The 23,163-nt window shown below is 58.7% G+C and carries 24 protein-coding genes; 8 read left to right on the top strand and 16 right to left on the bottom strand.

All coding sequences use genetic code 11. The features are described 5' to 3' along the window. Positions 1-7: 7 nt before the first annotated feature. From LLY24_RS05835 to LLY24_RS05820, 4 genes are all read right to left on the bottom strand, one after another. Complete coding sequence (locus LLY24_RS05835; RefSeq protein WP_259035348.1) at positions 8-1,135, bottom strand: ABC transporter ATP-binding protein; 1,128 nt, start codon at positions 1,133-1,135, stop codon at positions 8-10. A 61-nt stretch (positions 1,136-1,196) separates the two neighbouring features. Beyond that, complete coding sequence (locus LLY24_RS05830) at positions 1,197-2,015, bottom strand: carbohydrate ABC transporter permease (RefSeq protein ID WP_259035347.1); 819 nt, start codon at positions 2,013-2,015, stop codon at positions 1,197-1,199. Between the two features lie 34 nt (positions 2,016-2,049). Then, positions 2,050-2,937 (bottom strand): carbohydrate ABC transporter permease, encoded by an 888-nt coding sequence (locus LLY24_RS05825; RefSeq protein ID WP_259035346.1) that lies wholly within the window; start codon positions 2,935-2,937, stop codon positions 2,050-2,052. An 86-nt stretch (positions 2,938-3,023) separates the two neighbouring features. After that, a complete protein-coding gene (locus LLY24_RS05820) occupies positions 3,024-4,337 on the bottom strand; it encodes an ABC transporter substrate-binding protein (RefSeq protein ID WP_259035345.1) in 1,314 nt (437 codons plus the stop codon). Between LLY24_RS05820 and LLY24_RS05815 the strand changes: the two genes are divergently transcribed. Continuing rightward, positions 4,336-4,521 carry a hypothetical protein gene (locus LLY24_RS05815; RefSeq protein ID WP_259035344.1) on the top strand — a complete coding sequence of 62 codons (186 nt, stop codon included), beginning with the start codon at positions 4,336-4,338 and terminating at the stop codon, positions 4,519-4,521. The two genes, LLY24_RS05820 and LLY24_RS05815, sit on opposite strands and share 2 nt — an antisense overlap. A 106-nt stretch (positions 4,522-4,627) precedes the next feature. Here the strand turns inward: LLY24_RS05815 and LLY24_RS05810 are convergent, their stop codons facing one another. Continuing rightward, positions 4,628-5,581, bottom strand: coding sequence for a sugar-binding transcriptional regulator (locus LLY24_RS05810; RefSeq protein WP_259035343.1), 954 nt, complete (start codon positions 5,579-5,581; stop codon positions 4,628-4,630). A 178-nt stretch (positions 5,582-5,759) separates the two neighbouring features. Here LLY24_RS05810 and LLY24_RS05805 point away from each other — a divergent pair, with 178 nt between their 5' ends. The 3 genes from LLY24_RS05805 to LLY24_RS05795 all read left to right on the top strand — a co-directional run bounded on the left by LLY24_RS05805 (position 5,760) and on the right by LLY24_RS05795 (position 7,772). Next, a complete protein-coding gene (locus LLY24_RS05805) occupies positions 5,760-6,389 on the top strand; it encodes a CoA pyrophosphatase (protein WP_259035342.1) in 630 nt (209 codons plus the stop codon). After that, positions 6,386-7,054 (top strand): 2OG-Fe(II) oxygenase, encoded by a 669-nt coding sequence (locus LLY24_RS05800; protein ID WP_259035341.1) that lies wholly within the window; start codon positions 6,386-6,388, stop codon positions 7,052-7,054. The genes LLY24_RS05805 and LLY24_RS05800 overlap by 4 nt, the downstream gene beginning before the upstream one ends. Positions 7,055-7,388: 334 nt before the next feature. Further along, on the top strand, positions 7,389-7,772 hold the full coding sequence (locus tag LLY24_RS05795; RefSeq protein WP_345799639.1) for a PRC-barrel domain-containing protein: 384 nt from the start codon (positions 7,389-7,391) through the stop codon (positions 7,770-7,772). A gap of 185 nt (positions 7,773-7,957) precedes the next feature. Here LLY24_RS05795 and LLY24_RS05790 read toward each other — a convergent pair whose 3' ends face one another. The 4 genes from LLY24_RS05790 to LLY24_RS05775 form a co-directional block, all read right to left on the bottom strand. Continuing rightward, on the bottom strand, positions 7,958-8,377 hold the full coding sequence (locus tag LLY24_RS05790) for an OsmC family protein (protein WP_259035339.1): 420 nt from the start codon (positions 8,375-8,377) through the stop codon (positions 7,958-7,960). Positions 8,378-8,515: 138 nt separating this feature from the next. Next, positions 8,516-9,355 (bottom strand): MOSC domain-containing protein, encoded by an 840-nt coding sequence (locus tag LLY24_RS05785; protein ID WP_259035338.1) that lies wholly within the window; start codon positions 9,353-9,355, stop codon positions 8,516-8,518. 27 nt (positions 9,356-9,382) lie between these two features. Continuing rightward, a complete protein-coding gene (gene gntR / locus LLY24_RS05780; protein WP_259035337.1) occupies positions 9,383-10,414 on the bottom strand; it encodes a gluconate operon transcriptional repressor GntR in 1,032 nt (343 codons plus the stop codon). A 101-nt stretch (positions 10,415-10,515) separates the two neighbouring features. Further along, the gene (locus LLY24_RS05775) at positions 10,516-11,049 is read right to left on the bottom strand and encodes a gluconokinase (RefSeq protein ID WP_259035336.1); all 534 of its coding nucleotides are present in this window, start codon (positions 11,047-11,049) and stop codon (positions 10,516-10,518) included. A gap of 385 nt (positions 11,050-11,434) precedes the next feature. On the opposite strand from LLY24_RS05775, the gene LLY24_RS05770 reads away from it, so the two are divergent. Further along, the gene (locus LLY24_RS05770; RefSeq protein WP_259035335.1) at positions 11,435-11,908 is read left to right on the top strand and encodes a MarR family winged helix-turn-helix transcriptional regulator; all 474 of its coding nucleotides are present in this window, start codon (positions 11,435-11,437) and stop codon (positions 11,906-11,908) included. A gap of 8 nt (positions 11,909-11,916) precedes the next feature. Here LLY24_RS05770 and LLY24_RS05765 read toward each other — a convergent pair whose 3' ends face one another. Next, positions 11,917-12,612 carry an aspartate/glutamate racemase family protein gene (locus LLY24_RS05765; protein ID WP_259035334.1) on the bottom strand — a complete coding sequence of 232 codons (696 nt, stop codon included), beginning with the start codon at positions 12,610-12,612 and terminating at the stop codon, positions 11,917-11,919. A gap of 174 nt (positions 12,613-12,786) precedes the next feature. On the opposite strand from LLY24_RS05765, the gene yghU reads away from it, so the two are divergent. Further along, positions 12,787-13,659, top strand: a complete 873-nt coding sequence (yghU, locus tag LLY24_RS05760) for a glutathione-dependent disulfide-bond oxidoreductase (protein ID WP_259035333.1) — start codon at positions 12,787-12,789, stop codon at positions 13,657-13,659. A gap of 80 nt (positions 13,660-13,739) precedes the next feature. Here yghU and LLY24_RS05755 read toward each other — a convergent pair whose 3' ends face one another. The 4 genes from LLY24_RS05755 to LLY24_RS05740 all read right to left on the bottom strand — a co-directional run bounded on the left by LLY24_RS05755 (position 13,740) and on the right by LLY24_RS05740 (position 18,160). Beyond that, positions 13,740-15,887, bottom strand: a complete 2,148-nt coding sequence (locus LLY24_RS05755) for a TonB-dependent siderophore receptor (RefSeq protein ID WP_259035332.1) — start codon at positions 15,885-15,887, stop codon at positions 13,740-13,742. A gap of 64 nt (positions 15,888-15,951) precedes the next feature. After that, positions 15,952-16,278: a hypothetical protein gene (locus LLY24_RS05750; RefSeq protein ID WP_259035331.1), complete on the bottom strand. Its 327-nt coding sequence runs from the start codon at positions 16,276-16,278 to the stop codon at positions 15,952-15,954. A 15-nt stretch (positions 16,279-16,293) separates the two neighbouring features. After that, entirely contained in the window at positions 16,294-17,289 is a 996-nt protein-coding gene (locus tag LLY24_RS05745) for a lipid A deacylase LpxR family protein (RefSeq protein ID WP_259035330.1), read from the bottom strand. A 325-nt stretch (positions 17,290-17,614) separates the two neighbouring features. Then, positions 17,615-18,160 carry a YaeQ family protein gene (locus LLY24_RS05740; protein ID WP_259035329.1) on the bottom strand — a complete coding sequence of 182 codons (546 nt, stop codon included), beginning with the start codon at positions 18,158-18,160 and terminating at the stop codon, positions 17,615-17,617. A gap of 180 nt (positions 18,161-18,340) precedes the next feature. Here LLY24_RS05740 and LLY24_RS05735 point away from each other — a divergent pair, with 180 nt between their 5' ends. Both LLY24_RS05735 and LLY24_RS05730 read left to right on the top strand, forming a co-directional pair. Further along, positions 18,341-19,720, top strand: coding sequence for a GntP family permease (locus tag LLY24_RS05735; RefSeq protein ID WP_259035328.1), 1,380 nt, complete (start codon positions 18,341-18,343; stop codon positions 19,718-19,720). A gap of 22 nt (positions 19,721-19,742) precedes the next feature. Continuing rightward, positions 19,743-20,513, top strand: coding sequence for a glucose 1-dehydrogenase (locus LLY24_RS05730; protein WP_259035327.1), 771 nt, complete (start codon positions 19,743-19,745; stop codon positions 20,511-20,513). An 18-nt stretch (positions 20,514-20,531) separates the two neighbouring features. Here LLY24_RS05730 and LLY24_RS05725 read toward each other — a convergent pair whose 3' ends face one another. Further along, the gene (locus tag LLY24_RS05725) at positions 20,532-21,305 is read right to left on the bottom strand and encodes an enoyl-CoA hydratase-related protein (protein WP_259035326.1); all 774 of its coding nucleotides are present in this window, start codon (positions 21,303-21,305) and stop codon (positions 20,532-20,534) included. Between the two features lie 46 nt (positions 21,306-21,351). Then, positions 21,352-23,136, bottom strand: a complete 1,785-nt coding sequence (locus tag LLY24_RS05720) for an acyl-CoA dehydrogenase (RefSeq protein ID WP_259035325.1) — start codon at positions 23,134-23,136, stop codon at positions 21,352-21,354. Positions 23,137-23,163: the final 27 nt, after the last annotated feature.

The following is a 23,163-nucleotide window of genomic DNA, read 5'->3' as shown; positions in this document are numbered from 1 at the left end:
CCACCGCCTAAGAAGCGCGGTTGTCGCAACGCTGAATATGCGTCAGCGGATGGCGTTCGAGACTCTCCAGCGCGCGACCTTCGGCGTCGAAAAGATGGGCTCTGCGTGGTGCGAAGCCAAAGCGCACCGTCTCGTCGACGCGATGGGCTACGTCGCCATCGGCCATCAGCGTCATAAGCCTGTCGTCCTGCTGCAGGTAGAGCGATGTCTGCCCGCCCAGGCGCTCAATCACCTGCACCCTGCCAGCGAGCGGACCGCGCTCATCGAGCATCAAGTGTTCGGGGCGAATGCCGAGCTCCAGCGCCGCGCCGTGAGTAAGCCCGCTACCCGCTACCGGCACCTCGATACGCTCGCCGCCAGGCAGTATCACCTCGACGCCCGAAGCGCTAACGTCGCTCACCTCGACCGGTAGGAAATTCATCTTGGGCGAGCCGATGAACCCGGCGACGAAGCGGTTGACCGGGTGATGATAGAGCGTCATGGGTGAGCCCACCTGCTCGACCACGCCCCCTTGCAGTACCACGATCTTGTCGGCCATGGTCATCGCCTCGATCTGGTCGTGGGTGACGTAGATCATGGTGGCATCGAGCTTTTCGTGGAGCCTTGCCAGCTCGATACGCATCTGCACCCGCAGCGCGGCATCCAGGTTAGACAGTGGCTCGTCGAAGAGAAAGATGCTCGGGTTGCGCACGATGGCGCGGCCAATGGCCACGCGCTGGCGCTGACCGCCGGAGAGCGCTTTGGGCTTGCGAGTGAGCAGCGGTTCGAGCTGCAGGATGCGCGCCGTCTCGTGCACTTTGGCCCGTCGCGCCTGCTTGTCGGTACCAGCAAGCTTGAGACTAAAGCCCATATTCTCTTCGACCGTCATATGGGGATAGAGGGCGTAGCTCTGAAACACCATGGCCAGGCCCCGGTGCGCGGGGCCAACGTCGTTGATGCGCTCACCGTCGATGACGAGATCGCCCGCGCTTGCGCTCTCAAGCCCGGCGATGATACGCAGCAGGGTCGATTTACCGCACCCTGATGGCCCCACGAAAACCACGAACTCGCGATCGTTGACGTCGAGATCGATGCCTTTGAGCACCTGAGTCTCGCCGAAGTGTTTGGTCACACCCTTGAGCTGCAGTGTCGCCATGAAAGACTCCTTATAAGGTGACCGCGCCGTTACCTGATCGCGCCATCATTTGACTGCACCCTCATTTGACCGCACCAAAGGTCAGCCCGCGCACCATCTGTTTTTGGGTCAGCCAGCCGAAGATCAAAATCGGCGCCACGGCCATGGTCGAGGCTGCCGAAAGCTTGGCCCAGAAAAGCCCTTCGGGGCTCGAGAACGAGGCGATGTAAGCCGTTAGCGGCGCCGCCTGCGACGAGGTGAGATTGAGACTCCAAAAGGCTTCGTTCCAACTGAGAATGACCGATAAGAGCCCGGTCGAAGCGATACCCGGCAGCGTGAGCGGAATCAGTAGGTAACACACCTCGTGTAGCGTGCTCGCGCCGTCCATCCGGCCGGCTTCGAGAATGTCCTTGGGCACGTCCTTGAAGAAGGTGTAGAGCATCCAAATGATGATTGGCAGGTTCATCAAGGTGTAGATCACGATCAGCCCGGTGCGGGTATCCAGAAGCCCCAGGTCACGAAAGATCAAATAGATCGGCACCAGCACGCCGACCGGCGGCAGCATCTTGGTCGAGAGCATCCACAAAAGCGTGCCCTTGGTACGCTTGGTGGGCAGGAAGGCCATGGCGTAGGCCGACGGAATGGCAATGGCCAGCGCTAAAAACGTCGCCCCCAGCGAGATATAGACGCTATTGAGGGCGAACTTCACGTAGTCGGCGCGCCCCTGTACGGCAGCGTAGCTTTCCAGCGTAGGGGTGAAGAACAGCGTGGGCGACGCGATGGCCTGGGTTTCGGTCTTGAAGCCAGTGAGCACCATCCACACGATGGGAAAGCAGATCACCAGGGTAAGCGTCCAGGCCAGAAGCGTAAGCCCCAGCCGTTTGATCAGCGCAGATTGCATCGGTCACTCCTTGAGCCCGCAGGCGCACAGCCGCTCATGACGCCAGGTTCTTGGCGACCATGCGAACGAGAAAGATGGCGACGATATTGGCCAGCACGATGGCAATGACCCCGCCTGCCGATGCGCCGCCCACGTCGAATTCCAGCAGCGCGCGCAGATAGATCAAATAGGCGAGATTGGTGGTGGCAAGCCCAGGTCCACCCGACGTGGTGACGAAGATTTCGGCAAAGACGGTGAGCAGAAAGATCATCTGAATCATCACCACCACGCCGATGGCGCGTTTAAGGTGCGGCAACGTAATGTGCCAGAAGATCGCCAAGGGCCCGGCCCCATCCATTCGCGCCGCCTCGACCTGGTCGTCATCGAGCGACTGTATCGCCGTTAGCAGGATCAACAGCGCAAAGGGCAGCCACTGCCAGGCGACGATGATGATGATCGACAGCAGCGGATAAGAGGAGAACCAGTCAATCGCCGGTAGCCCGAAGAGCCCCAATAGCCAGGCCAGTACCCCGTTGACCGGGTGCATCATCATGTTCTGCCAGATCAAGGCGCTGACCGTCGGCATGATGAAGAACGGCGAGATCGCCAGCACGCGGGCAATGCCGCGGCCAAAAAACTCCTGCTGATAGAGCACCGCCAGCAGCGTGCCACCGACGACCGAAATCGCCAGCACCGAGGCCACCAGAATCAGCGTATTGGCCATGGCGCGCCAGAGCGCGGGATCGGTCAGAAGGTAATGGTAGTTTTCGAGGCCAGCGAACTGCTCCATGCCCGGCATCATCAGGTTATAACGCTGCAGCGAGAACCACACCGTCATCCCCAGCGGCACTGCCATCCAAATCAGTAGCAGCGTGACCGCCGGTGCCTGAAGCGAAAGAGAGCGCAGCCCACCAACGGTGCGCCCTGAAGCTCGTGTACGCATGCGATTGCCCTTATGGCGAACGCGGGCGCCGTTGAGCCCGGCGCCCGGTCTTCTTACGAAACGTGTTTATCGACCATGGCTTGGGGCTAATCGTAATAGCCCGCCTGGCGCATGGTGCGCTCGGCGGTGCGCTGAGCCGAATCGAGTGCCTGCTCGACGCTCATCTGCCCAGTCAGCGCGGCAGCGATCATTTGTCCCACTTGGGTGCCGATGGACTGAAACTCGGGGATACCCACCAGTTGCACGCCGATGTAGGGGTTGGGCTCGAGGGTGGCATCGTTGGGGTCGGCACTTTCGATGGCATCGAGAACGAACCCGGCAAAGGGGGCAGCGTCGGTATAGCGGGCGTCTTCGTAGGTGGAGGCGCGCGTTCCCGGCGGGACACTGGTCCAGCCTTCGCGCTCGCCTACTAAGGCGATGTACTCCTTCGATGTCGCCCAGGTGATGAACTGCCGAGCGGCATCGACGCGCTCGGAGGAGGCCGGAATCGCGAGGTTCCAGGCCCATAGCCAGTGCGCTCCCTTGGGCGTATCGGCAACCGGTGCCTGCGCAAAGCCAAGCTGGTCGGCTACTTCAGATTCGCCAGGGTCGAATAGACGCCCAGCGGCGGCAGTGGAATCGACCCACATGGCACAGCGACCACCAGCAAAGAGTGCCAGGTTTTCGTTGAAACCGTTGGCGCTCGCGCCAGGCGGGCCATAGTTACCCAGCAGATCAACGTAGAAGGTGATGGCCTGCTGCCAGGCAGCGCTGTTGATTTCAGGCTGCCACTCCATATCGAACCAACGCCCGCCATTGGTGTTCACCAACGTGGATAGAAACGCCATGTTCTCGCCCCAGCCGGGCTTGCCGCGTAGGCAGATGCCGTAGGTGCCCTCATTGGGGGCGTGCAGCCGAGCGGCCCACTCGGCCACTTGATCCCAAGAGGGCTGCGCGGGCATCTCGACGCCCAGCGCCTCGAATAGATCGGTGCGGTAGTAGAGCATCGAGCTTTCGGCGTAGAACGGCAGTGCGTGAAGCACGCCATCGCGACTCAAGCCGTCGCGTACCGACCCCAGCAGATCCTCTTCATCGTACTCGGCAGGCAGGTCAGTGAGTGGCAGCAACCACTCACGCTCGGCCCAGATCGGCACCTCGTAGTTACCAATGGTCATGACGTCGAACTGGCCACCGCCGGTGGCAATATCCGTGGTCATACGCTGGCGCAGCACGTTCTCTTCGAGAATGACCCAGTCGACGGTGATATCGGGATGCGCGCTTTCGAACTCGTCGGTCAGGCTCTGCATGACCACCATATCGGCATTGTTGACGGTAGCGACGCGAATCGTTTCGGCCTGGGCGGCAGCACTCGCCAGGGCCACGGCCGCTGCCAGCGGCACCAGAGTTGAAGAGGGTTTCATGCGGGCTCCTTGGACGTACGTTGTTGGCTTCATTGTTATCGTCACTGTCGCGACGCTGGCGCGCATCGCTATTTTTGTCGCATCAGCCGTTCTTGCTGCGATGGCGCTCGTAACTGTGGTTGCGATTGTCGTTGGCGAAGCACTCGTTACTGCTAGCGCTTGCCGGAGCATGATCACTTTTTGATAATTTGATCAATCAGAAATCAAATGATCGAATAGCGGGCTAAAAAAAGCAAAGCCAAGTTGGCTAAACTTTGGTCGTAAGCGAACGGCAGCTCGTCATAAAGGCGTCAACCATCAGCCGCCAGCAGCGCCCGCGCGGCGACGTCGTCGGTCACCAGTCCTTTCAGCCAGCCGCCGCGTAGCGCGGCCAGAATCGCTGGCGCTTTGTCGTACCCGCCCGCCAGGCCTACGAGGTCTTGACCCGCCAGCAGCGGCAGCGGAAGGCTCGTAATCCGCGCCGTCAGGGCACACTCGATGAGCCGACCCTCGGCATCGAGCGGCCAGCCTAGTAGCTCCCCCACGGCGCCCTGAGCCAATAACTCCTCCAACTCGTCCTGTGCGAGAAAATGATCCTGAAAGAGCGTGGCCTCACGATCGATCTTTCCGATACCGATATAGGCCGTCTGCGCCTGACGCGATACCTCGGCGATGGCGTTAAAGAGCGATTGACGCGCCATGGCCTGCTTCTCTTCAAGCGAGGTGGCAACGATGGGGGCTGGGAGTAGAAAACGCCCCCCGCCGGTCTTGTCGGCGAGCATCATCACACCATCGTAGCGGTTGGCGGAGCCGTCGCGGGCGATGTTACCGACTAAGGAGACGAAGCGGTGCTGAGGTCTCTCGATATGGCTCATCGCCTCTACCGTCGCGCGCACCGAACGTCCCGAACCAAGCGCCAGGGTCAAAGGCTCGGTCTGCTCGACGAGTCGCATCAAGCGCTGCGACGCAGCAATGGCAAGATAGTGCGCGGCCTCGTCTGGCGTAGCGAGTTCGGCGGGCACCACATCGCAAAAGGTGAGTCCAAAGCGCGAAGTGATCTCGTCGGCAAGCACCATACAGGTCGCGACCGGGTGATCGATGCGCACCTTGACCAGCCCCTCCTCGCGCGCCAAGGCGAGTAGCCGCTGCACGCCGGGGCGTGAAACCCCGAGCTGCTGGGCGATTTCATCCTGGGTCCGGCCACCGACGAAAGACATCCAGGCAGCGCGCGCCGCCTTATCGAGCCTGAGTCTGAATTTATCCACCCCCCCCTCCTTCACGCCATGCCAGCCTGCCCCATGGGCACTGGCCGCGCAGTATAGACCGCCTGAACGCCCGCTTCGACCGCCACTCGTCAATACGCTCTTGACGACGAGTTCTGATAAGTTCTTGACGAAAGTCCAGCGCACTAGGTAAAAGAACGAGGTCCTCACGGGAGCCTTCATGCTAGACACTCTGCGCCAGCGCCTTAAGCAATATACCCCCAAGCGTCTTAGTCACCTTACCTTGCCCGAAGCCGCCGTGCTGCTCCCTGTCGTCGATCGTCCCGAGCCGACGCTATTATTCACGCGCCGCGCCGCGCACCTTAGCACCCACCGGGGCCAGGTGGCTTTTCCTGGCGGTAAGCGCGAGCCTGCCGATGCCGATCTCTACGCCACGGCGCTGCGCGAAGCGCAGGAAGAGATCGCCTTGCCGCCCGCGTACGTCGAAGCAGTGGGGCCGCTTTCGGACATCGTCTCGCTGCACGGCATTCGGGTCACGCCCTGGGTCGGTATCATTCCAGCAGGTCTTACTCTGGTGGCCGACCCTGGCGAGCTCGATGCCATCTTCGAGGTTCCGCTGAGCCATTTTCTCGACGACCAGCGCACCCACACCGATGTCATCACCGTCGATGGGCGCGCCCACTACGTGCCGAGCTACCGCGTCGATGGCCATACCATCTGGGGGCTTTCGGCGATGATGCTGGTAGAGTTTCTGGCCGAGGGTTTCGGCATGGATATCGATCTCTACCGTAAACCTACCGGACCACTGCACCGCCTCCCTGAACGATCCTCCTCGAGATTCTCTACATGATCGCTAGCGCCGCCAACGACTCCCTCGCCTTTCGTCCGGGTACGCTAAATGCCATCGTCGACGCTTTGGTCGAGCAAGGCTGGTACGTGGGTCGCGCAGTGCTCGATGACACCCTGTGCCGCACCTTGCATCAAGAGTTGACACAAATGGCAGCGCACGACGCATTGGAAGAGGCGGGTATTGGACGCGGCCAACAGCACGTGCTGCGTAAAGACATCCGTGGCGATGCGATTCGCTGGCTGGATCGCGAAAGTGAAGGCCAGCGGCGCTACTTGGAAACCATGGGCGCGCTGCAGCAAACGCTCAACCAAAGCCTTTTTCTGGGGCTGCTCGAATATGAAGCGCACTTCGCCCACTATCCCGTTGGCGCCTTCTACAAGCGCCATCTGGATAGTTTCAAAGGTCGCGCCAACCGAGTGATTTCCACCGTGGGCTACCTCAACCCCGACTGGCCTGAAGGGGGCGGCGGTGAGATGGTGATCTACGCCGCCGACGACCCGGAACGCGAAGTGGCGCGCGTGATACCCCAGGCGGGCACCTTCGCGTGCTTTCTCTCCGAAGAGATCCCTCACGAGGTGCTGCCTACCCAGCTTCCCCGCGCCAGTATTGCAGGATGGTTTAGACGCAATGCTTCCTTGGGTGGCGTTCTCGACCCTGCCCGTTAAAACGTAGCGCACCGATATAAGCGTCAACATCGCGCTTTCAAAGCCTTTTTTATAACCCACATTAATTATTTAAATAAAGATGTTGAAAACCACTTCACAGCAGCTACCTTGAGAAGTGTCGCCGAACGGCAAGCGACTGACAGCGTAAATAAGCATTTTGCTAAGTTCATTCGTTAGAAAACTAAGCAACTTGTTTTAGCGCTAAGGAAGAAGTGATAACAACTCGATACATTGAATGAGTTTAATCACTTCCTACATGCAGACATTTGTCTTCATCGAACGCAAGGAGCATGTCATTATGAAAACGGTTAAAACAGTTCTTCTAGGCAGCCTCATGGCCTCTGCATTTGCCCTGACGGCAGCCACCGCCAGCGCCGAAGAGAACACTACCGCCATGGAAGCCACGTATCTGAACGTTGCCCCTCAAGGCACTTTCCATGCCGATGACCTAACCGGCAACAACGTGCGCAGCAGCGTCGAAAATGACGAAGAAATCGGCACCATTAGCGATCTTGTCATTGATGAAGACGGCCAAATCGTTGCTGTCGTCGTCAGTGTCGGTGGCTTCATGGGCATGGGCGACAAAGATGTCGCTATCGAGTGGGATTCGCTCGAACTGACCCAAGACGAAGATGGCGATGATTACGTCATCCGTGTTAGCGCTACTCAAGAGGCACTCGAAGAAGCCGAAGAGTACGACCGCGACCCCGCTAGCTAATACCCCAATGCTTACCGTGCAAACACAAAGCATTGTAAGTAGGTAAATAGCGATAAAGAGCTCTGGTCATTGGCCGGGGCTCTTTTACTTTTGGCGTATTATCTATTCCAACTTTCCAATCATGCCGTACCTAATAAAAAAGCAGCCCCAACGGGCTGCTTTTGAGCATTTAAAAGGCGAGCATATTACTTGAGCTTGGCATCCATGGTGATCTCGGCGTTGAGCACCTTAGAGACTGGGCAGTTGGCCTTGGCAGTGTCAGCTGCCTTCTTGAAAGCTGCCTCGTCGGCACCGTCGATTACTGCTTCGACATCGAGATGAATAGTGGAGATATCGAAGCCGCCATCGCTCTGCTTCAGGGTAACACGCGCTTTGGTATCGATAGAGGTAGGAGTATAACCGGCATCGCCCAGAATCATCGATAGTGCCATCGAGAAACAGCTTGCGTGGGCAGCACCGATCAGCTCTTCAGGGTTAGTACCCGGCGCACCTTCGAAGCGCTGTTTGAACGAGTAGTCGGCATCCAGAACGCCGCTTTCGGTGGCAACTTTACCCTTGCCATCCTTGAGGCCACCTTCCCAATGTGCGCTTGCTTTGCTATCCATGAGTCACTCCTTTTGCGTCTTGAAGCCTAACGGGAAATTCCCTGGGCAAATAGGGCGCGCACTCGGCACGCCCACTGGTCAGCGTAGCGTAATTTGCCCGTTCTGCCGACCGCTGCTTACTCATTCTCGATATATTCATTACGTCGAAGGTGCTACCTGCATGCCTACCCGAAGCGTCGCGCCCTCTCCCCTTTCGAGCGTGGCATTTTGGCCAAAATAGGCGCCCTTCGCAGGCTGGGTCTTTAGCGCTAATAGCGTCTTCAGTGGCTCACCCGGCACTGGAATATCGGCGGTCGCGGGATCGATGGTCACGATCTTGCAGCGCTGGCAAGGTTTGCGCAGCGCCCAGCGAACATTTTCGTGAGACTGTACCGATAGACGCTGCCAACTGTCCTCGGCCCAAGGCGCCGCGCCGTCGATGACGATGTTAGGACGAAAACGCTCGATGCCTACGCTCGTTTGCCCACGCCCATCGAGCGCTGCGTTTAGCGCCTTCAGCGAACCCAGAGTCGCTATCAAAAACGGATAGCCATCGGCAAAGTAGGTCGTCGCCCGCTGACCGTTGAGAAAATCGGGCTCGACCGGGCGAGGAAAGGCAGGCGCAAAGCGGACGAGCGCAAGGCCTCTCCCGGCCTCGCCCGAGACATCTGCAAGCCAAGCGTTGACCGCAGCGTCTTCGGAGAAAGCCTTGCAATGACTCTTCCATACCTGCACATCGCGAAGCGGCCCCTGCGGCTCGGCTAGCGGCACCTCGATGGCACCGCCGCGCGGATGCGAGAGCACGAGCGCCGTCTCGGTTAATGCCGTTGCGATAGCGGCCAGGGCTGGAAGTTGGCGCTGGGTCACGAAGTGGCCCTCTTCGTTCACCAGCATCCAGCGTCGATCCCAGGCGAGCCCCTCGGGGTGGAGAACGCTTGCCTCTACGCCGATGCCTTTCAAGGATTTCACCGGATAAACGAAGAGGTGGCTGATATGCATGACGGGCTTCCTTCGCTAATAAAGGAGCTACTCTAGCGCCTGCGCGGTGTCGTCACCAGTCGCTCCTAACGTGTTTCCTACTTCGATGCGATAGCCCAAATTGATGATGGGTGAGCGTATGGGTTCTCCGCGCAGCCGGGAGAGCAATGCCTTGGCTGCCTCTTCACCGATCGCTTTGCGTGGCGTCACGACGCTGGCAAGCCTGGGCGACATGGCTTGACCAATGTCGTGACCATGAAAACCGGCGATGGCCATCTCCTCGGGCACCGCTACGCCCTGGCGCAGGCACTCGAAATAGGCGCCAACCGCGACATCGTCGTTAGTACAGAAGATGGCATCGGCGTGAGGGTACTCACGACGCACCCGGTCGAGCAGCTCACCACCGACGCTGAAGGAGGAGCGCTGGCGGCTGTGCAGAATGATCGGCGTTAACCCATGCGCCAGCATCGCCAAACGATAGCCTTCGCCGCGCTGATGATTACGCTCGTCCAGGCGTACCGAGAGATAGATGATTCGCCGCCGCCCCCGACGGATCATCTCCTTGACCATATCGAAGCCCGCTTGCTGATTATCGTAGCCCACGGCCTGCTGAAGCGCAGGAAGGTAAGTATCCATGATCTCGACCACGGGGATGCCCGCCGTTTCGAGCATCCGTAACGTGCGCGGCGTATGCTGGCGATCGGACAAAATAACACCGTCGACGTTGTAAGAGAGTAGTGAGGCGAGGCTGCGCTCCTCCAGCTCTTCGCTATAGCCGTAGTGCGCCAGCATCAGGTGGTAGCCTGCAGGCTCGGTGGCCTGCTCTACGCCCTGGATAACCTCGGCGAACACCTGATTGGTCAGCGAGGGGACTAGCACGCCAATGGAGCGGCTGGTCGCACGCGCCAGTAGATCCGGCGCGCGATTGGGAATGTAGCCAATCTGCTCGGCAACGCTGAAGATGCGCTCGCGCAGCTTAGGCGAGACGCTGTCGGGGTCGCGCAGACAGCGGCTAACCGTCATTTTGGTCGCCCCGACGCAGTCGGCGATATCCTGCAGTGTGGGTCGTTTCTTCTTCAAAGGGTGGCCTTAAGCGATACCGCCCTGGCACTGCCAAGGCGCAGATGACTCTGGGAGCCTACCACATTCACCCTGCTCACATTTACCTTGGGCCACTAGCACTACTCGGCGACGGCCACTCCGTTCGATAGCCCCAGCGTTTCGATGAAGCGAGCAACGATGGTCTCCGGTGTCAAAGCAATCGAGACGGTAGCGGCTTCAGCTTCACTAGGCACTTCCAGCGTCTCGAGCTGATCGGCTAGCATGGCATCGCCTTTGAAAAAATGGCCCGCTCGGCTATCCAAGCGCGATTTGAGCAGCGCTCGATCGCCTTCGAGAAATAGCACTCGTAGCTCCTCGTCGCCTTGACGCAATAGGTCGCGATAGCGTTTTTTTAGTCCCGAACAGGCGATCACGACCGACTCGTCGCGCAGTCGATAGTCGCGGTACATGCCCGCCAGCGTAGTGAGCCAAGAGAGACGATCATCATCGGTGAGTGGCGTACCGCTGGCCATTTTGGCTATGCTCGTGGGCGCATGATAACGGTCACCGTCGATGAAGGTCGCATCCAGCGCATCGGCCAATGCTTGCCCTATCAAGGATTTACCACATCCAGAAACGCCCATGACGAGAATACGAAACGACGGACGATGCATACAAAAAACCTCCGATAAGCTAATTTATAATATTTCGCATTTAAATTGCATGCAAAATAACGGCTTTAAAATATTCAAAAATTACTAAATAAGGCACTTATCCTAATAAATATTGAAATATTTATAGTGAAAAAAATCGATAATTACCTACCGAAAATGCGTAACCATTTCGATCACACATGTTACCAGTAACATTTAATTGCGTGCAAGCAAACTATTGATCTCAAAGGCAGCATAATATATTTTTCAAATACTAGTTTTGATTGGATTAATTATTTGGCTCAACTATAGTGGCAAGAAGACAATCCTCTCGTGCTAGTTTGCCTTGGCGATATTTGACCCTCTAACTACAGTGGTACTTATTGATCTATATAAGGGGACTCCCATGTCTACAACTCCTGACCACAATGAACCCTCCTGGCCATTGACGTTAGATCATCAGGTCTGTTTTGCGCTGCACTCTACTTCGCTGATGATGACCAAAGCCTATAAGCCCCTACTACAAAAAATCGATCTCACCTTTCCTCAGTACCTGGTCATGATGGTGCTCTGGGAAGAAGAGGGCCTCACGGTTGGCATGCTCAGCAAGCGCCTTCTCACCGATCCAGGCTCCCTTACCCCTCTCCTCAAACGTCTTGAAGCCGAAAAGTTCATCACTCGTCAGCGCTCCAAACAGGACGAACGCGTCGTCGAGCTACGCTTAACCGAACAAGGGCGGCAGCTAAAGGAGCAGGCACGCGACTTGCCCAACTGCATCGTCAAAGCCAGCGGCATGCCCCACGATGCGCTTAGAAAAATGCGCGATGAACTTATTACCTTACGCACTAATTTACAAAAAGCGCGCATCGCTTTCGATTAGCCTTTAGCTCACCTTTCGAGCGACCAAGCCACCGCCTTCTGCGCATGCAGGGCGGTGGTATCGTAAAGCGGCACCTTCGTATGAACCTGCTGCACAAGAAGCGCGATCTCTGTACAGCCTAGAATCACCGCCTGCGCTCCCTGGGCGGCTAAGTTATCGATAATGTCGAGATAGCGCACACGTGACGCCTTCTCTATTACGCCCTGGCAAAGCTCCTCATAGATCACGCGATGCACTTCGTCGCGCTCGGCATCGCTGGGTACGATCACCTCCATGCCAAAGCGCTCACTCAAGCGCTCCTTGTAAAATGCCTGCTCCATGGTAAAACGCGTCCCCAAAAGTCCAACGCGGGTAACCCCAGCCTCCATTAGCTTCTCACCCGTGGCATCGGCGATATGCAAAAAAGTCAGGGGCGTAGCCGATTCGATCGCTTCGGCCACTTTGTGCATAGTATTGGTCGCCAGCAATAGGGCTTCGGCTCCTGCCGCTTCGAGCTGCCTCGCCGCCTGGGCTAATTGCTCGCCTGCTTTCTGCCAGTCGTTTTCCCGCTGCAGCGCTTCGATATCGGCAAAATCGACGCTGACAAGCACCAGCTTGGCTGAATGAAAGCCACCCAGCACTTGCTTAACACCTTCATTGAGCGCTCGATAGTAGCTCTGAGTAGACTCCCAACTCATCCCACCAATAATCCCAAGGGTACGCATCGCTTCAGCTCCCACTACTGTGAAATGCCCACCGACGGTACCGACGAGCAGGTAATTAACACGCTAAAGGCTAACCTACACTTGTAGCAGCGCCAACGCACCCCCATTGAGTACTCACCAAAGCGTGACGCGCGTTCTATCACCGGTTCTATCACCGCCAACAGCGAGGACACCATGAGCGATCCAACCTATACCCCACCCCGCGTATGGAAATGGGAACCCGGTAACGGCGGCAAGTTTGCCAATATCAACCGACCTATTGCAGGTTCGACCCACGAAAAAGCTCTCCCCGTCGGCAAGCACCCGCTGCAGCTCTACTCGCTGGCCACGCCCAATGGCGTCAAGGTCACAGTCATGCTGGAGGAGCTGCTGGAGAAAGGCATAAAAGAGGCCGAATACGATGCCTATCTGATCAATATCGGCGAAGGTGACCAGTTCGGCAGCGGCTTCGTCGAGGTAAACCCCAACTCCAAGATTCCAGCGATGATGGACCACAGCGTTCAGCCGCCGCAGCGTATTTTCGAGTCAGGATCGATCCTGCTCTATCTTGCAGAGAAGTTCGACGCCTTCATTCCAAGCGATCCTGCCAAGCGCACCGAGTGCCTCTCCTGGCTCTTCTGGCAGATGGGAAGCGCCCCGATTCTGGGCGGCGGCTTTGGTCACTTCTACGCCTACGCGCCGGAGAAATACCAGTACCCTATCGACCGCTACACCATGGAAGTGAAGCGCCAGCTCGACGTTCTCGACCAACATTTGGCGCAACACCGCTACATGGCCGGTGATGAATACACCATTGCCGACATGGCGATTCACCCCTGGTATGGGGCGCTAGTGAAAAACCGCGTTTACGATGCCGCTGAGTTCTTGGAGGCGCATACCTACAAGAACGTACTTCGTTGGGCCGATGAAATAGATGCCCGCCCTGCGGTCAAGCGCGGGCGCATGGTAAATCGCAGCTTCGGCGAGCCAAGCGAGCAGTTGCACGAACGCCACGACGCGAGCGACTTCAAACATAAGACCCAGGACAAGATTGGTCCCGACGCTTGATAGACGCTGCTCCAAACGCAAGAAGGCCCCCTTTGGGGCCTTCTTGCGTTGGCTATTTATCAGACGATGCTAGATTCTCATTAGAATTGGTAGCGCACGTTCGCCATAACGGTACGGCGATCACCGTAGCCGCAGTCACCGCCTTCATAACGACACCAAGTGACGTACTCTTCGTCGGTCAGGTTGTTGATATTGACCGAGAAGTCCCACTTGTCCAGGGTATAGCCCACCATTGCATCGTAGAGCGTATAAGAAGGAATGACCGGTGCTTCGCTGGCGCCGACGCTGTCGCCGATATAACGCACGCCAGCGCCAACACGCCAGTTGCTGCCCATGTACAGCCGGTTCCACCAGGAAACCTGCTCTTCGGCAACGTAGGGTAGACGCAGTCCAGTGCTCTCATTGCGCGCATCGAGACGGGTATAGGCCAGTTGGGTTTCGAAAGCCTGCCAGCGCTTGTTCAGCTGTAGTTCCACGCCATCGACTCTGGCGCCGACCTGCTCGACGCCGCCCGGCGTTGCGCCATCGCTAATACGATTGTTCTGGGTGATATCGAAATAGGCCGCGCTGATGGCCAGCGTCTCATCCGGCGACACGTACTTGAAGCCGATCTCCTCCTGATCCCCCGTGGTGGGCTTCAAAGGGCTGGGGTTTTCGGTACCGTCACTGCCCAGATTCATTTCGAACGCTTCGGCGTAGCTCACATAGGGCGAGAAGCCATTATCGAAGCGATACATCACGCCAACGCGGCCGGTGGTTTCGGCTTCGTCGCTGATCGTATCCGGGCCTGATACCGCCAGCGTGCGATTCTCGGCCCAATCACGTCGTAACCCCGCCGACAGCACCACGGGGCCCCACTCGATATGATCGGCGACATAAAGACCGATCTGCTCGATCTCGTTATCGGGGCGGTCGGTCGGATTCAACACCTCCAGGTTGAGGTTGCCATAGCGTGGCTGATAGATATCGAATCGCCCGCCGCCGCCGGGCACGGAGGCATAGTTCTCTTCAGACCAGCGAGCATCCTGACGATCGGCCCCGATCAGCAGGGTGTGCTCGGTGGCGCCTAGCGCAAATTCACCGCGCAGTTGGGCATCGAAATTGAAGATACGCGTCTGGTTGTCCGCCATGAAGATGGTCCGGCTTACCTCGCCGTTGGCATCCGGCACGCTGGGAATATCGACCCAATGTTCGCGCGTCTCCGTGCTCGACTCGGTATAGCGCGCCGCGCCCGAAAAGGTCCAGGCATCGCTTAGCCGTTGATCGATAAGCAGCGTCGTCTCGGTTTTCTCCCCGTCGTAGCGATCCCATCCAGGCTCACCAACGAAACGGTGCGAGCCAATATAGCCTTCCGACCCCGGTGTCAGCGTACCCACTTGGGGCAGAAACTGTGCTGACACTTGGCTCTTACTCCGCTGGCGGTTGAGCAGCAGCGTAAGCTCGGTCTCGTCGCTAGGGCGCCAGGTAAACGACGGTGCGATGAAGTAGGCATCGTCACTAACGTGATCCACCTGCGTATCACTATCGCGCGCAAGCCCCACTAAGCGGTAGAGAAACTCGCCGTTTTCATCGACGGGCCCGGTTACATCGAAGGCCAATTGCTGACGGTCGTTCGAACCGTACTGGGCCCAGATTTCACCACGGTGCGTCTCTTGAGGGCGTTTGGATACACCATTGATGATGCCGCCCAGATCCGCCTGACCATAGAGCATGGACGAAGGTCCACGCAGCACTTCAACGCTTTCGAGTGCGTAAGGGTCGCTACGAACGCTATTGTAAGAGCCATAGAGCTGGCGCAGCCCATCCAGGTAGCGAGCGGCATTGAGGCCGCGCACCTTAGCACCGTCGATACGTGTGTCGAACCCGAAGTTACCGGCGTGCACCCCAGGCGTATAGAGTAATGCATCCTGGATGCTTCTTACCCCGGTATCGCGCATGAAGTCTTGATCGATCACCGACATGGAAAACGGCTGCTCGGCAAGCGGTACGTCAAGCTTACCTACGCGAGGTTCACGCGTGGCATCGATATAGCCATAAACGCCTCCGCTTTCGGCGGTGACCTCTACGGTATCCAGCACGACGCTGTCTGACTGGGGTGAAGTAGACTGCGCTACGGCATGGTGCGCAATGAATGCAAAAGCAGCGGACACAGCGCAAGCAAGCCGACGCTTTTCGAACGAGCGGTAAGACATGGAAGACCCCAAGCGAATGAAAGTAACGAGTTTCATTTTTATTCGCGAGGGAGTATAAAGCGCGAGCGAGAGGAGTCAAACGAGGTATAGCGCCAGCTCTCTAGCGCTGCTCATGCCACCACTTCGCATAAGAGCTATTTTCTGGAGCGCGCCCGGTTTCGTCGGGCGCCCCATCATCCCACCAGACCGGCCCGCGCTCACCCAGCGCCACCTTGGCTCGCTGCACCGCAGCGCGCGCCTTTTTTAGCGCAGCATCGTCCTCTTGCTGTTTGGCGCTTTTAACCGCACGGCGGGCACTCATTAGCTCGTTGACGTAGGTTTGCGCTTCGTCTTCGTCCAAACGCGGGTCGGTGCAGCGCCAGAGCCGATTTTTGGCCACGAAATAGCGGCCATCGGGAGTGCGAGGGTAGCGCTGCTTGCCTGTCATGGACTCTTCTCAGGCTCAGAAGCGCTTGGAAAGCGTGATCATGCCGATCTTGTCCTGGTTTTCCTGACCGTCGAACTCGCGAGTGCGCTGCAGCGCCGAGTAGGTCACCTGCCAGTCTTCCCATGCGATGGCAAGCCCGGCCGACACGTCGCCCACCCACTCCTTGCGGTCTACCGAATGGCTGTTGGAGAAAACGTTGCCATCCAAGGTCAGGTTGTGCGCCATGTAGTAGCCCTCTACGTTGGCGAACACATACCACTGCCAGCCGCTGGGCGAGGTCAGAAAGTGGCGGCTGCCGGGATTCGGCGTCAGGGTTGGAATGCCCTGCGCATCGTCCCCCCAGCGTACGCTGTAGCCGGTACTGGCATAGGTGTAGAAGTTACCCAGCGCCACGCCTACGCTCGGCCCATGAGCGAACTGCTTGCCAGCAAGCGGACTCGAATGCCACCACTGGCGCCGCCAGTTGAGATTGACGATCGGCTCATCACTCAACTGATGTTGCCAGCCACGCGGCCGGTCACTGCTAGTGATACGGTGTACTTCGCGCTGGATACTGTCGGCCTGCGAGGAGGGACCAACCAACCCCACATCCAGATGCAAATCGGTCGCCTGCAGCCAGTCACTGGTGATAGGCAAATCTTCATATAGCGAGATGCCGCCATACACTAAGCCCGCATAGGGACGGTCGTCTTCGATCAACTGCGGATCTTCGATGTCGTCCGGCGTATAGATTTGATGAACCAAACGGTACGAAGCCCGATCAGCACGCTGGATAACACCATTGGGCAACGCCTCAGCCACACGCTGAGTCCAGTGCGTTGCCTCAGGAGCAAACGTCCAGTTGAGCTCGAAGCCGCTGGTGAAATGGCCATCGTCATTGCTGATCATGCCGTCATTTTCGATGATGACATTGAAGGTACCGTCGTCGGCGGCAGAGGCACAAAGCGGCAGAATACCGGCGACCGCAACGATGGGTAGCAGCGCCTTGGACAGGTTCACAGGTGTCGTCATGCCTCGTTCCTTGAGAAAAAGAGAAGAAGTAGCCGTCGTGGCGAACGTTACCCTAACCACAACAAACATTTTTGCTTGTATATTTATTCGATTTTAGCTCCCGCGACAAACCGCTAGCAAGCTATCTTCTAAGGCGATTTGTCTAAGGCATTTTCCTGGCTGCGAGGGGAGCTGATTGCTTTACCTACGGTTATCCGTGAAGGGGCATCTGCATGATTGCCCCAATTGCTCTACGAAAGAAGGCAGCCTCGGCTGCCTCTCGCTGCTTTCTAAGCATAGTGTATATAGGGAAAAATGCTTGAAGCGTGTAAGCTTAAAGCGCCTTTTACTGCTCCCTATCGCGCAGCAGCCAGCGTGGGGTGATCTCGTGCTGGCCGCGCTCATCGGTAATGAAGAGTTCGCCATCGCTGATCATCACCGCCCATTCGACCGAGCGCGGCAAATCGCGCGCGACCGTCTCCAAAGCGTCATTGGGCAGTGCCGCCACATGCACGTTGGCAAGCGCACTAGCAGCACTTAACTGCTTGCTCTCCCATAAATCGACACGACCATAGGCCAGTAGCGATACCCGCTCGGCTCGGCGCGAGCACCACGTCAGGCGCTCGATATCCGGAAGCCCCACTTCGATCCAGTGCAGTATGCGGCCGTCCAGGCTCTTCTCCCACAGCGCTGGCTCATCGACGTCCGAAAGCCCCCGCCCGAAGCCTAATGCTTCGCTATACCACAGCAAATATGCGATCAGGCGAGTGACCAACCGCTCCTCGGTCTCTGAAGGGTGGCGTGCCACGGTAAACCGCAGGGTCTCGTAAACGTTACGATCGAGATCGGTGAGATTGACGTCGATTTTATAGGGCGTTGCACTCAAGGCCATGACACTGTTCCAAAAAATTTTCGACAGTGTACTCCAATGCTGGATTAAACCAAGGTCGTGTGTAAGCCGTGCGGCCTATGACGCTACCATGTTACCGATAACATAACGTTTGATACTTTATCCGCTTGGCAGAGCTTCATAAGCCAAGGGCTTTACGACCGTTACTCTCGGGAGCGCACTATGGAAGGATGGACGCAGACGATGTCGGCAGGGCCGCTGCTGGGCATCGCGGCAGTAGCGGTACTGCTGCTGTTGATATTGATCATAAAATTCAAGGTGCATGCGTTTCTAGCGCTGATCGTGGTCAGCTTGCTGACGGCTTTTGCGACCAACATTCCCTTCGATGCCATCGTGCCTACGCTGGTCGATAGCTTTGGCTCTACCCTCGGTGCCGTGGCATTGCTCGTGGGGCTGGGGGCCATGCTCGGCAAGCTGGTAGAGCACTCGGGCGGCGCCCAAGTGTTGGCTGACAAGCTGGTGGCGCTCTTTGGTGAGCGGCGTGCACCGCTGGCGCTTGGCGTTGCTTCACTGCTAATGGGCTTTCCGATCTTCTTCGATGCGGGCCTCATCGTCATGCTGCCAATCATCTTTGCGGTGGCACGCCGCCTTGGCGGCCCGCTGCTGCTCTACGCCATGCCAGCGGCAGCGGCCTTTTCGGTCATGCACGTTTTCCTTCCGCCCCACCCAGGCCCCGTCACGGCCTCCGAATTCTACCAAGCCAACCTCGGGCTTTTGTTGATCACCGGCGTCGTACTGGCTTTTCCCATGTGGTGGTTTTCGGGGTATCTATGGGGCAAGGTCGTAGCCAAGCGCCACCCCTTCCCGCTGAGCCGCACGCTCTTCGGCGAGGTCAGCGACGAAGAGATCAGCAACCCGCCTGCCGTGGGTACGGTCCTTTTGATGCTGATGCTGCCGCTGCTGCTGATCTTCATGAACACGGGGCTGGACTTTCTGCGCTCGCTCGGCGCCGTCTCCGAAGACGCCGCTTGGTTCCAACTGCTGAGTACCTTGGGCAGCACGCCCATTGCGCTACTCATTTCAGCCCTCGTGGCAATGCTGGTACTGGGGCAGCGCCGGGGCGTATCTGGCAGCGCGCTGGAAAAAGTCCTGGATTCATCGCTTGGCCCCATCTGCTCGGTGGTACTGATCACCGGCGCGGGGGGAATGTTCGGCGGCGTACTGCGCGCCTCGGGCATCGGTGATGCCCTCGCCGATTCGCTTGGCGATCTGGGGCTTCCGGTCATCGTCGCCGCCTATCTCATCGCCGTCATTCTACGCCTGGCTCAGGGCTCGGCGACCGTGGCCTTGGTAACCGCAGCAGGGCTCATGGCGCCCGCCGTGATTGGCGCGGATTTCAGTGCCATGCAGGTCGTCGCCATCACGCTGGCAACGGCGGCAGGCTCGGTCTTTGCCGGGCACGTCAACGATTCGGGCTTCTGGCTCGTTGGCCGCCTATTGAACATGGACGTCAAGACCACGCTCAAAACCTGGACGGTGCAACAGGCACTCGAATCGGTGGTCGGTTTCGTCTTTGCTTACGTGATCTTCTTACTGTTCTAACAGCGGCTAATGGGAGGTGTTGATGCAGGCGACAATCTTCGACATACGCGACAAGCTCGCGTTGGTGACGGGATCATCACGCGGCCTGGGCAATGCGCTAGCGCGCGGTTTGGCTGAAAGCGGTGCACACGTCGTGCTCCATGGACGTGATCTTGCGGGGGTGCAAGAAGAGGCTCGCGCCATTGCCCAGGAAACGGGCGCACGCGTCGAGGCCGTGAGCTTCGACGTTACCGATGCAAGCGCGACTCGCGACGCCATCGAGGCACTCATGGCCGAACATGGCGTGCCGGACATCTTGGTCAATAATGCCGGGCTCCAACGGCGCGCGCCCTTCAACGAGTACGCGACAGACGATTGGGATGCGCTGGTCGCGACCAACCTATCGAGCTTGTTCTACGTGTCTCGCACCTTGACGCCCGCCATGAGCGAACGCGGCTCGGGCAAGATCGTCAACATCGGCTCCGTACAGTCGAAATTGGCACGCGAGACCATAGCCCCCTACTCCGCCACCAAGGGTGGCGTCGTGCTTTTGACCCAAGGTATGGCCGCCGACCTTGCCCGCTTCAACATTCAAGTGAATTGCATCTCTCCTGGCTACTTCAAAACCGAGATGAACACCGCGCTATGGCAAGACCCCACCTTCAATGAGTGGGTAGAGAAGCGTACCCCCGCCAAGCGCTGGGGGCACGTCGACGAGTTGGTCGGCACCCTAGTGTATCTATGTTCGGATGCCTCGAATTTCGTATCGGGCCAAAATATCTTCGTCGACGGCGGTATGACCTCCGTCGTCTGACAGGCGTCACAGCACACTCTAAAAATTAGGCTTACGCTTCTCGACGAAGGCGCTCATGCCCTCCTTCTGCTCGTCTCCGGCGAAGCAGAGCGCGAAGAGGCTGGTTTCCAGCGCCAGGGCGCTATCGAGGTCTTGGTCCATGCCGTCGTGCACCGCCTGTTTGGAAAAGCGTACGGCCTGAGCCCCATTGCCTTTGAGCTGGGCAGTGAGCTCCTCGGCGTAGTCGGCAAGCGCTGCCTGACTCATGACCCGGTTGACCAAGCCAATGCGCAGGGCCTCTTGGGCGTCGATCTTACGCCCGGTGGTGACCAGATCCAGCGCCATGGCAGGGCCAACGCGACGCGGCAGGCGCTGGGTACCACCAAAACCGGGGATCACTCCCAGAAGCACTTCCGGCTGACCAAAAACGGCGTTGTCGCTAGCGACAGCCCAGTCGCAGGCAAGCGCCAGCTCGCAGCCTCCCCCCAAACAGAAGCCATTGACCAGCGCCACCACTGGCACCGGCAGCGCCTCCAAACGCTTGATGGTCTTGAGCGCTTGGCTGGCAAACGCCTGCGCTTCGCTGGGTGTCTTGGTGCGCATCTCGGTGATGTCGGCACCGGCGACGAAGGCTTTTTCCCCGGCGCCGGTGATCAGCACGGCGCGCAGGCGCGGGTGTGTTTCTAGCGCGTCGAGCTCCTGGGCGAAGGCGCTAAGCACCTCGCCGTTCAGGGCATTGAGCGCCTTGGGACGATTGATGGTCAGCGTGATCACGCCGTCGTTGTCTAACCGTTCGATGACTGCTTCGCTCATGGTGCCTCCGTTTGGGTATCGTGTATTTTGGAAATCCGTCGTTAGCTCATGGAGCGTCGAACTGAAGGCACGCCCAGCCTGCCTCGATGAGCTGGCGCTGCGCGCGGCCTAGTGGCAGCCACTGGGTCAGGGCAAATTCGGCGCTGGCGCGCTTCTGGCGATAGAAAGGGTCCTGCGAGCCCGAAGCCATGGCCGCCTCGGCGCAGAGTGCGGCCTGGCCCATCTGCCAGGCGCAGAGCACATGGCCTGCCAAAGAGAGAAACGGCGTAGCATAGGCCTGGACGGCGTCCTGGCCGCGCTCGGGGTCTTGGCCTTCGGCAAGCACGCGCCGCGCCGCTGCATCGAGATCATCAAGGCCTGCCGCCAGCGCTTTGCCCAGCCCAGCCAAGGCGGGATTATCATTGAGTGCTGCAACGGTAAGGCTCGCCTCGGCCAAGAGCGCGAAGAGCGCCTCACCGCCATCGCGCTGAAGCTTGCGCCCGGCGAGATCGAGCGCCTGGATACCGTTCGTGCCTTCATAGATCGGCGCAATGCGCGCATCGCGTAGAAGCTGTGCAGCGCCAGTCTCCTCGATATAGCCCATGCCGCCGTGCACCTGAATGCCCAACGAGGCAATCTCCACGGCTTGATCGGTAGAGAACGCTTTGACGATGGGAATTAGCACCTCGGCCCGCGCTTGGGCCGCTGCGCGAACCAAGGCGTCGCTTGCGTGCCGGGCAACGTCGAGCTGCCCCGCGCAGTAAAGCGCTAAGGCTCGCAGCGCATCGGTGCGTGCACGCATGGAAAGCAGCATGCGTTTGACGTCTAGATGTTCGCCAATCGGCGCCTCGGCACCGCCGCGCGCTTTCGAAAGCCGCCCCTGTTTGCGCTCGAATGCATAGGCTTCAGCCTGCTGACAGGCGCGCTCGGCTACGCCAATGCCTTGAATACCGACCTTATGGCGCGCCTCGTTCATCATGGTGAACATGTGATTGAGCCCGCGCCCCTCTTCACCCACGAGGTAACCAATCGCCCCGCCCTGCTCGCCGAAGTTGAGCGTGCAGGTGGGAGAGCCATGAATGCCCATCTTGTGCTCGAGTGACGCACAAACGACACCGTTACGCTCGCCTAAGCGCCCCGCCGAATCGACCAGAAATTTGGGAACGAGAAATAGCGAGATGCCCTTGTTACCTTGCGGCGCATCGGGCTTGCGCGCCAGTACCAGATGGACGATGTTCTCGGCAGCGTCGTGCTCGCCCCAGGTAATGAAGATTTTCTGCCCGCTGATACGGTAGTGATCGCCTTCGGGCACGGCGCGCGTGCGTACTTGGGAAAGGTCCGACCCTGCCTGGGGTTCGGTGAGGTTCATCGTGCCGGTCCAGCGTCCCTCGACCAGCGCAGGCAAGTACGTCGTTTTGAGCGCCTCGCTGCCGTGGTAGGCGAGCGCCTCGATGGCACCTGCGGTGAGCATGGGGCACAAACCAAGCGCCATGTTGGCGCCGTGAAGCATCTCTTGCACGGCGCTGGCCACTACTTCGGGCAGGTTCTGTCCGCCCAGCTCGGCGGCAACGCCAATGCCGTTCCAACCGCCCTCGGCGTAGGCACGATAGGCCTCGGCGAAGCCCGAAGGTGTCGTCACTTCACCGCTTGCATGGCGCTGCGCGCCCTCACGATCGCCCAGGGCGTTGAGCGGCCCCCAGACGTCGTCGGCCAGGCGCGCCGCCTCCTCGAGCACGGCATCGACGAGCTCAGCGTTGACCTCATCAAAGCCCGGCAAGGAAAGCGAGCGATGCGCCAGCATCTCTTCGAGCACGAAGCGAAAATCACGCACGGGCGCGGCGTATTGATTCATGGCAAACCTCAGCTGAAGTAACGTCGA

The organism is Halomonas dongshanensis (genome assembly GCF_024790395.1).
In the GTDB taxonomy this organism is placed as follows: domain Bacteria; phylum Pseudomonadota; class Gammaproteobacteria; order Pseudomonadales; family Halomonadaceae; genus Vreelandella; species Vreelandella dongshanensis.
This window is presented reverse-complemented; position numbering and strand designations above follow the sequence as displayed.

Bases quoted from the DNA above. Each gene is read 5' to 3' on its own strand.
- LLY24_RS05775 (WP_259035336.1), bottom strand. From the start codon at position 11,049: ATGCATCGTCCGTCGTTTCGTATTCTCGTCATGGGCGTTTCTGGATGT.
- LLY24_RS05835 (WP_259035348.1), bottom strand. From the start codon at position 1,135: ATGGCGACACTGCAGCTCAAGGGTGTGACCAAACACTTCGGCGAGACT.
- LLY24_RS05820 (WP_259035345.1), bottom strand. From the start codon at position 4,337: ATGAAACCCTCTTCAACTCTGGTGCCGCTGGCAGCGGCCGTGGCCCTG.
- LLY24_RS05740 (WP_259035329.1), bottom strand. From the start codon at position 18,160: ATGGCCTTGAGTGCAACGCCCTATAAAATCGACGTCAATCTCACCGAT.
- LLY24_RS05750 (WP_259035331.1), bottom strand. From the start codon at position 16,278: ATGACAGGCAAGCAGCGCTACCCTCGCACTCCCGATGGCCGCTATTTC.
- LLY24_RS05725 (WP_259035326.1), bottom strand. From the start codon at position 21,305: ATGAGCGAAGCAGTCATCGAACGGTTAGACAACGACGGCGTGATCACG.
- LLY24_RS05730 (WP_259035327.1), top strand. From the start codon at position 19,743: ATGCAGGCGACAATCTTCGACATACGCGACAAGCTCGCGTTGGTGACG.
- LLY24_RS05770 (WP_259035335.1), top strand. From the start codon at position 11,435: ATGTCTACAACTCCTGACCACAATGAACCCTCCTGGCCATTGACGTTA.
- LLY24_RS05830 (WP_259035347.1), bottom strand. From the start codon at position 2,015: ATGCAATCTGCGCTGATCAAACGGCTGGGGCTTACGCTTCTGGCCTGG.
- yghU (WP_259035333.1), top strand. From the start codon at position 12,787: ATGAGCGATCCAACCTATACCCCACCCCGCGTATGGAAATGGGAACCC.
- LLY24_RS05745 (WP_259035330.1), bottom strand. From the start codon at position 17,289: ATGACGACACCTGTGAACCTGTCCAAGGCGCTGCTACCCATCGTTGCG.
- LLY24_RS05825 (WP_259035346.1), bottom strand. From the start codon at position 2,937: ATGCGTACACGAGCTTCAGGGCGCACCGTTGGTGGGCTGCGCTCTCTT.
- LLY24_RS05815 (WP_259035344.1), top strand. From the start codon at position 4,336: ATGCGGGCTCCTTGGACGTACGTTGTTGGCTTCATTGTTATCGTCACT.
- LLY24_RS05765 (WP_259035334.1), bottom strand. From the start codon at position 12,612: ATGCGTACCCTTGGGATTATTGGTGGGATGAGTTGGGAGTCTACTCAG.
- LLY24_RS05805 (WP_259035342.1), top strand. From the start codon at position 5,760: ATGCTAGACACTCTGCGCCAGCGCCTTAAGCAATATACCCCCAAGCGT.
- LLY24_RS05790 (WP_259035339.1), bottom strand. From the start codon at position 8,377: ATGGATAGCAAAGCAAGCGCACATTGGGAAGGTGGCCTCAAGGATGGC.
- LLY24_RS05800 (WP_259035341.1), top strand. From the start codon at position 6,386: ATGATCGCTAGCGCCGCCAACGACTCCCTCGCCTTTCGTCCGGGTACG.
- LLY24_RS05785 (WP_259035338.1), bottom strand. From the start codon at position 9,355: ATGCATATCAGCCACCTCTTCGTTTATCCGGTGAAATCCTTGAAAGGC.
- LLY24_RS05720 (WP_259035325.1), bottom strand. From the start codon at position 23,136: ATGAATCAATACGCCGCGCCCGTGCGTGATTTTCGCTTCGTGCTCGAA.
- LLY24_RS05795 (WP_345799639.1), top strand. From the start codon at position 7,389: ATGGCCTCTGCATTTGCCCTGACGGCAGCCACCGCCAGCGCCGAAGAG.
- LLY24_RS05755 (WP_259035332.1), bottom strand. From the start codon at position 15,887: ATGAAACTCGTTACTTTCATTCGCTTGGGGTCTTCCATGTCTTACCGC.
- LLY24_RS05735 (WP_259035328.1), top strand. From the start codon at position 18,341: ATGGAAGGATGGACGCAGACGATGTCGGCAGGGCCGCTGCTGGGCATC.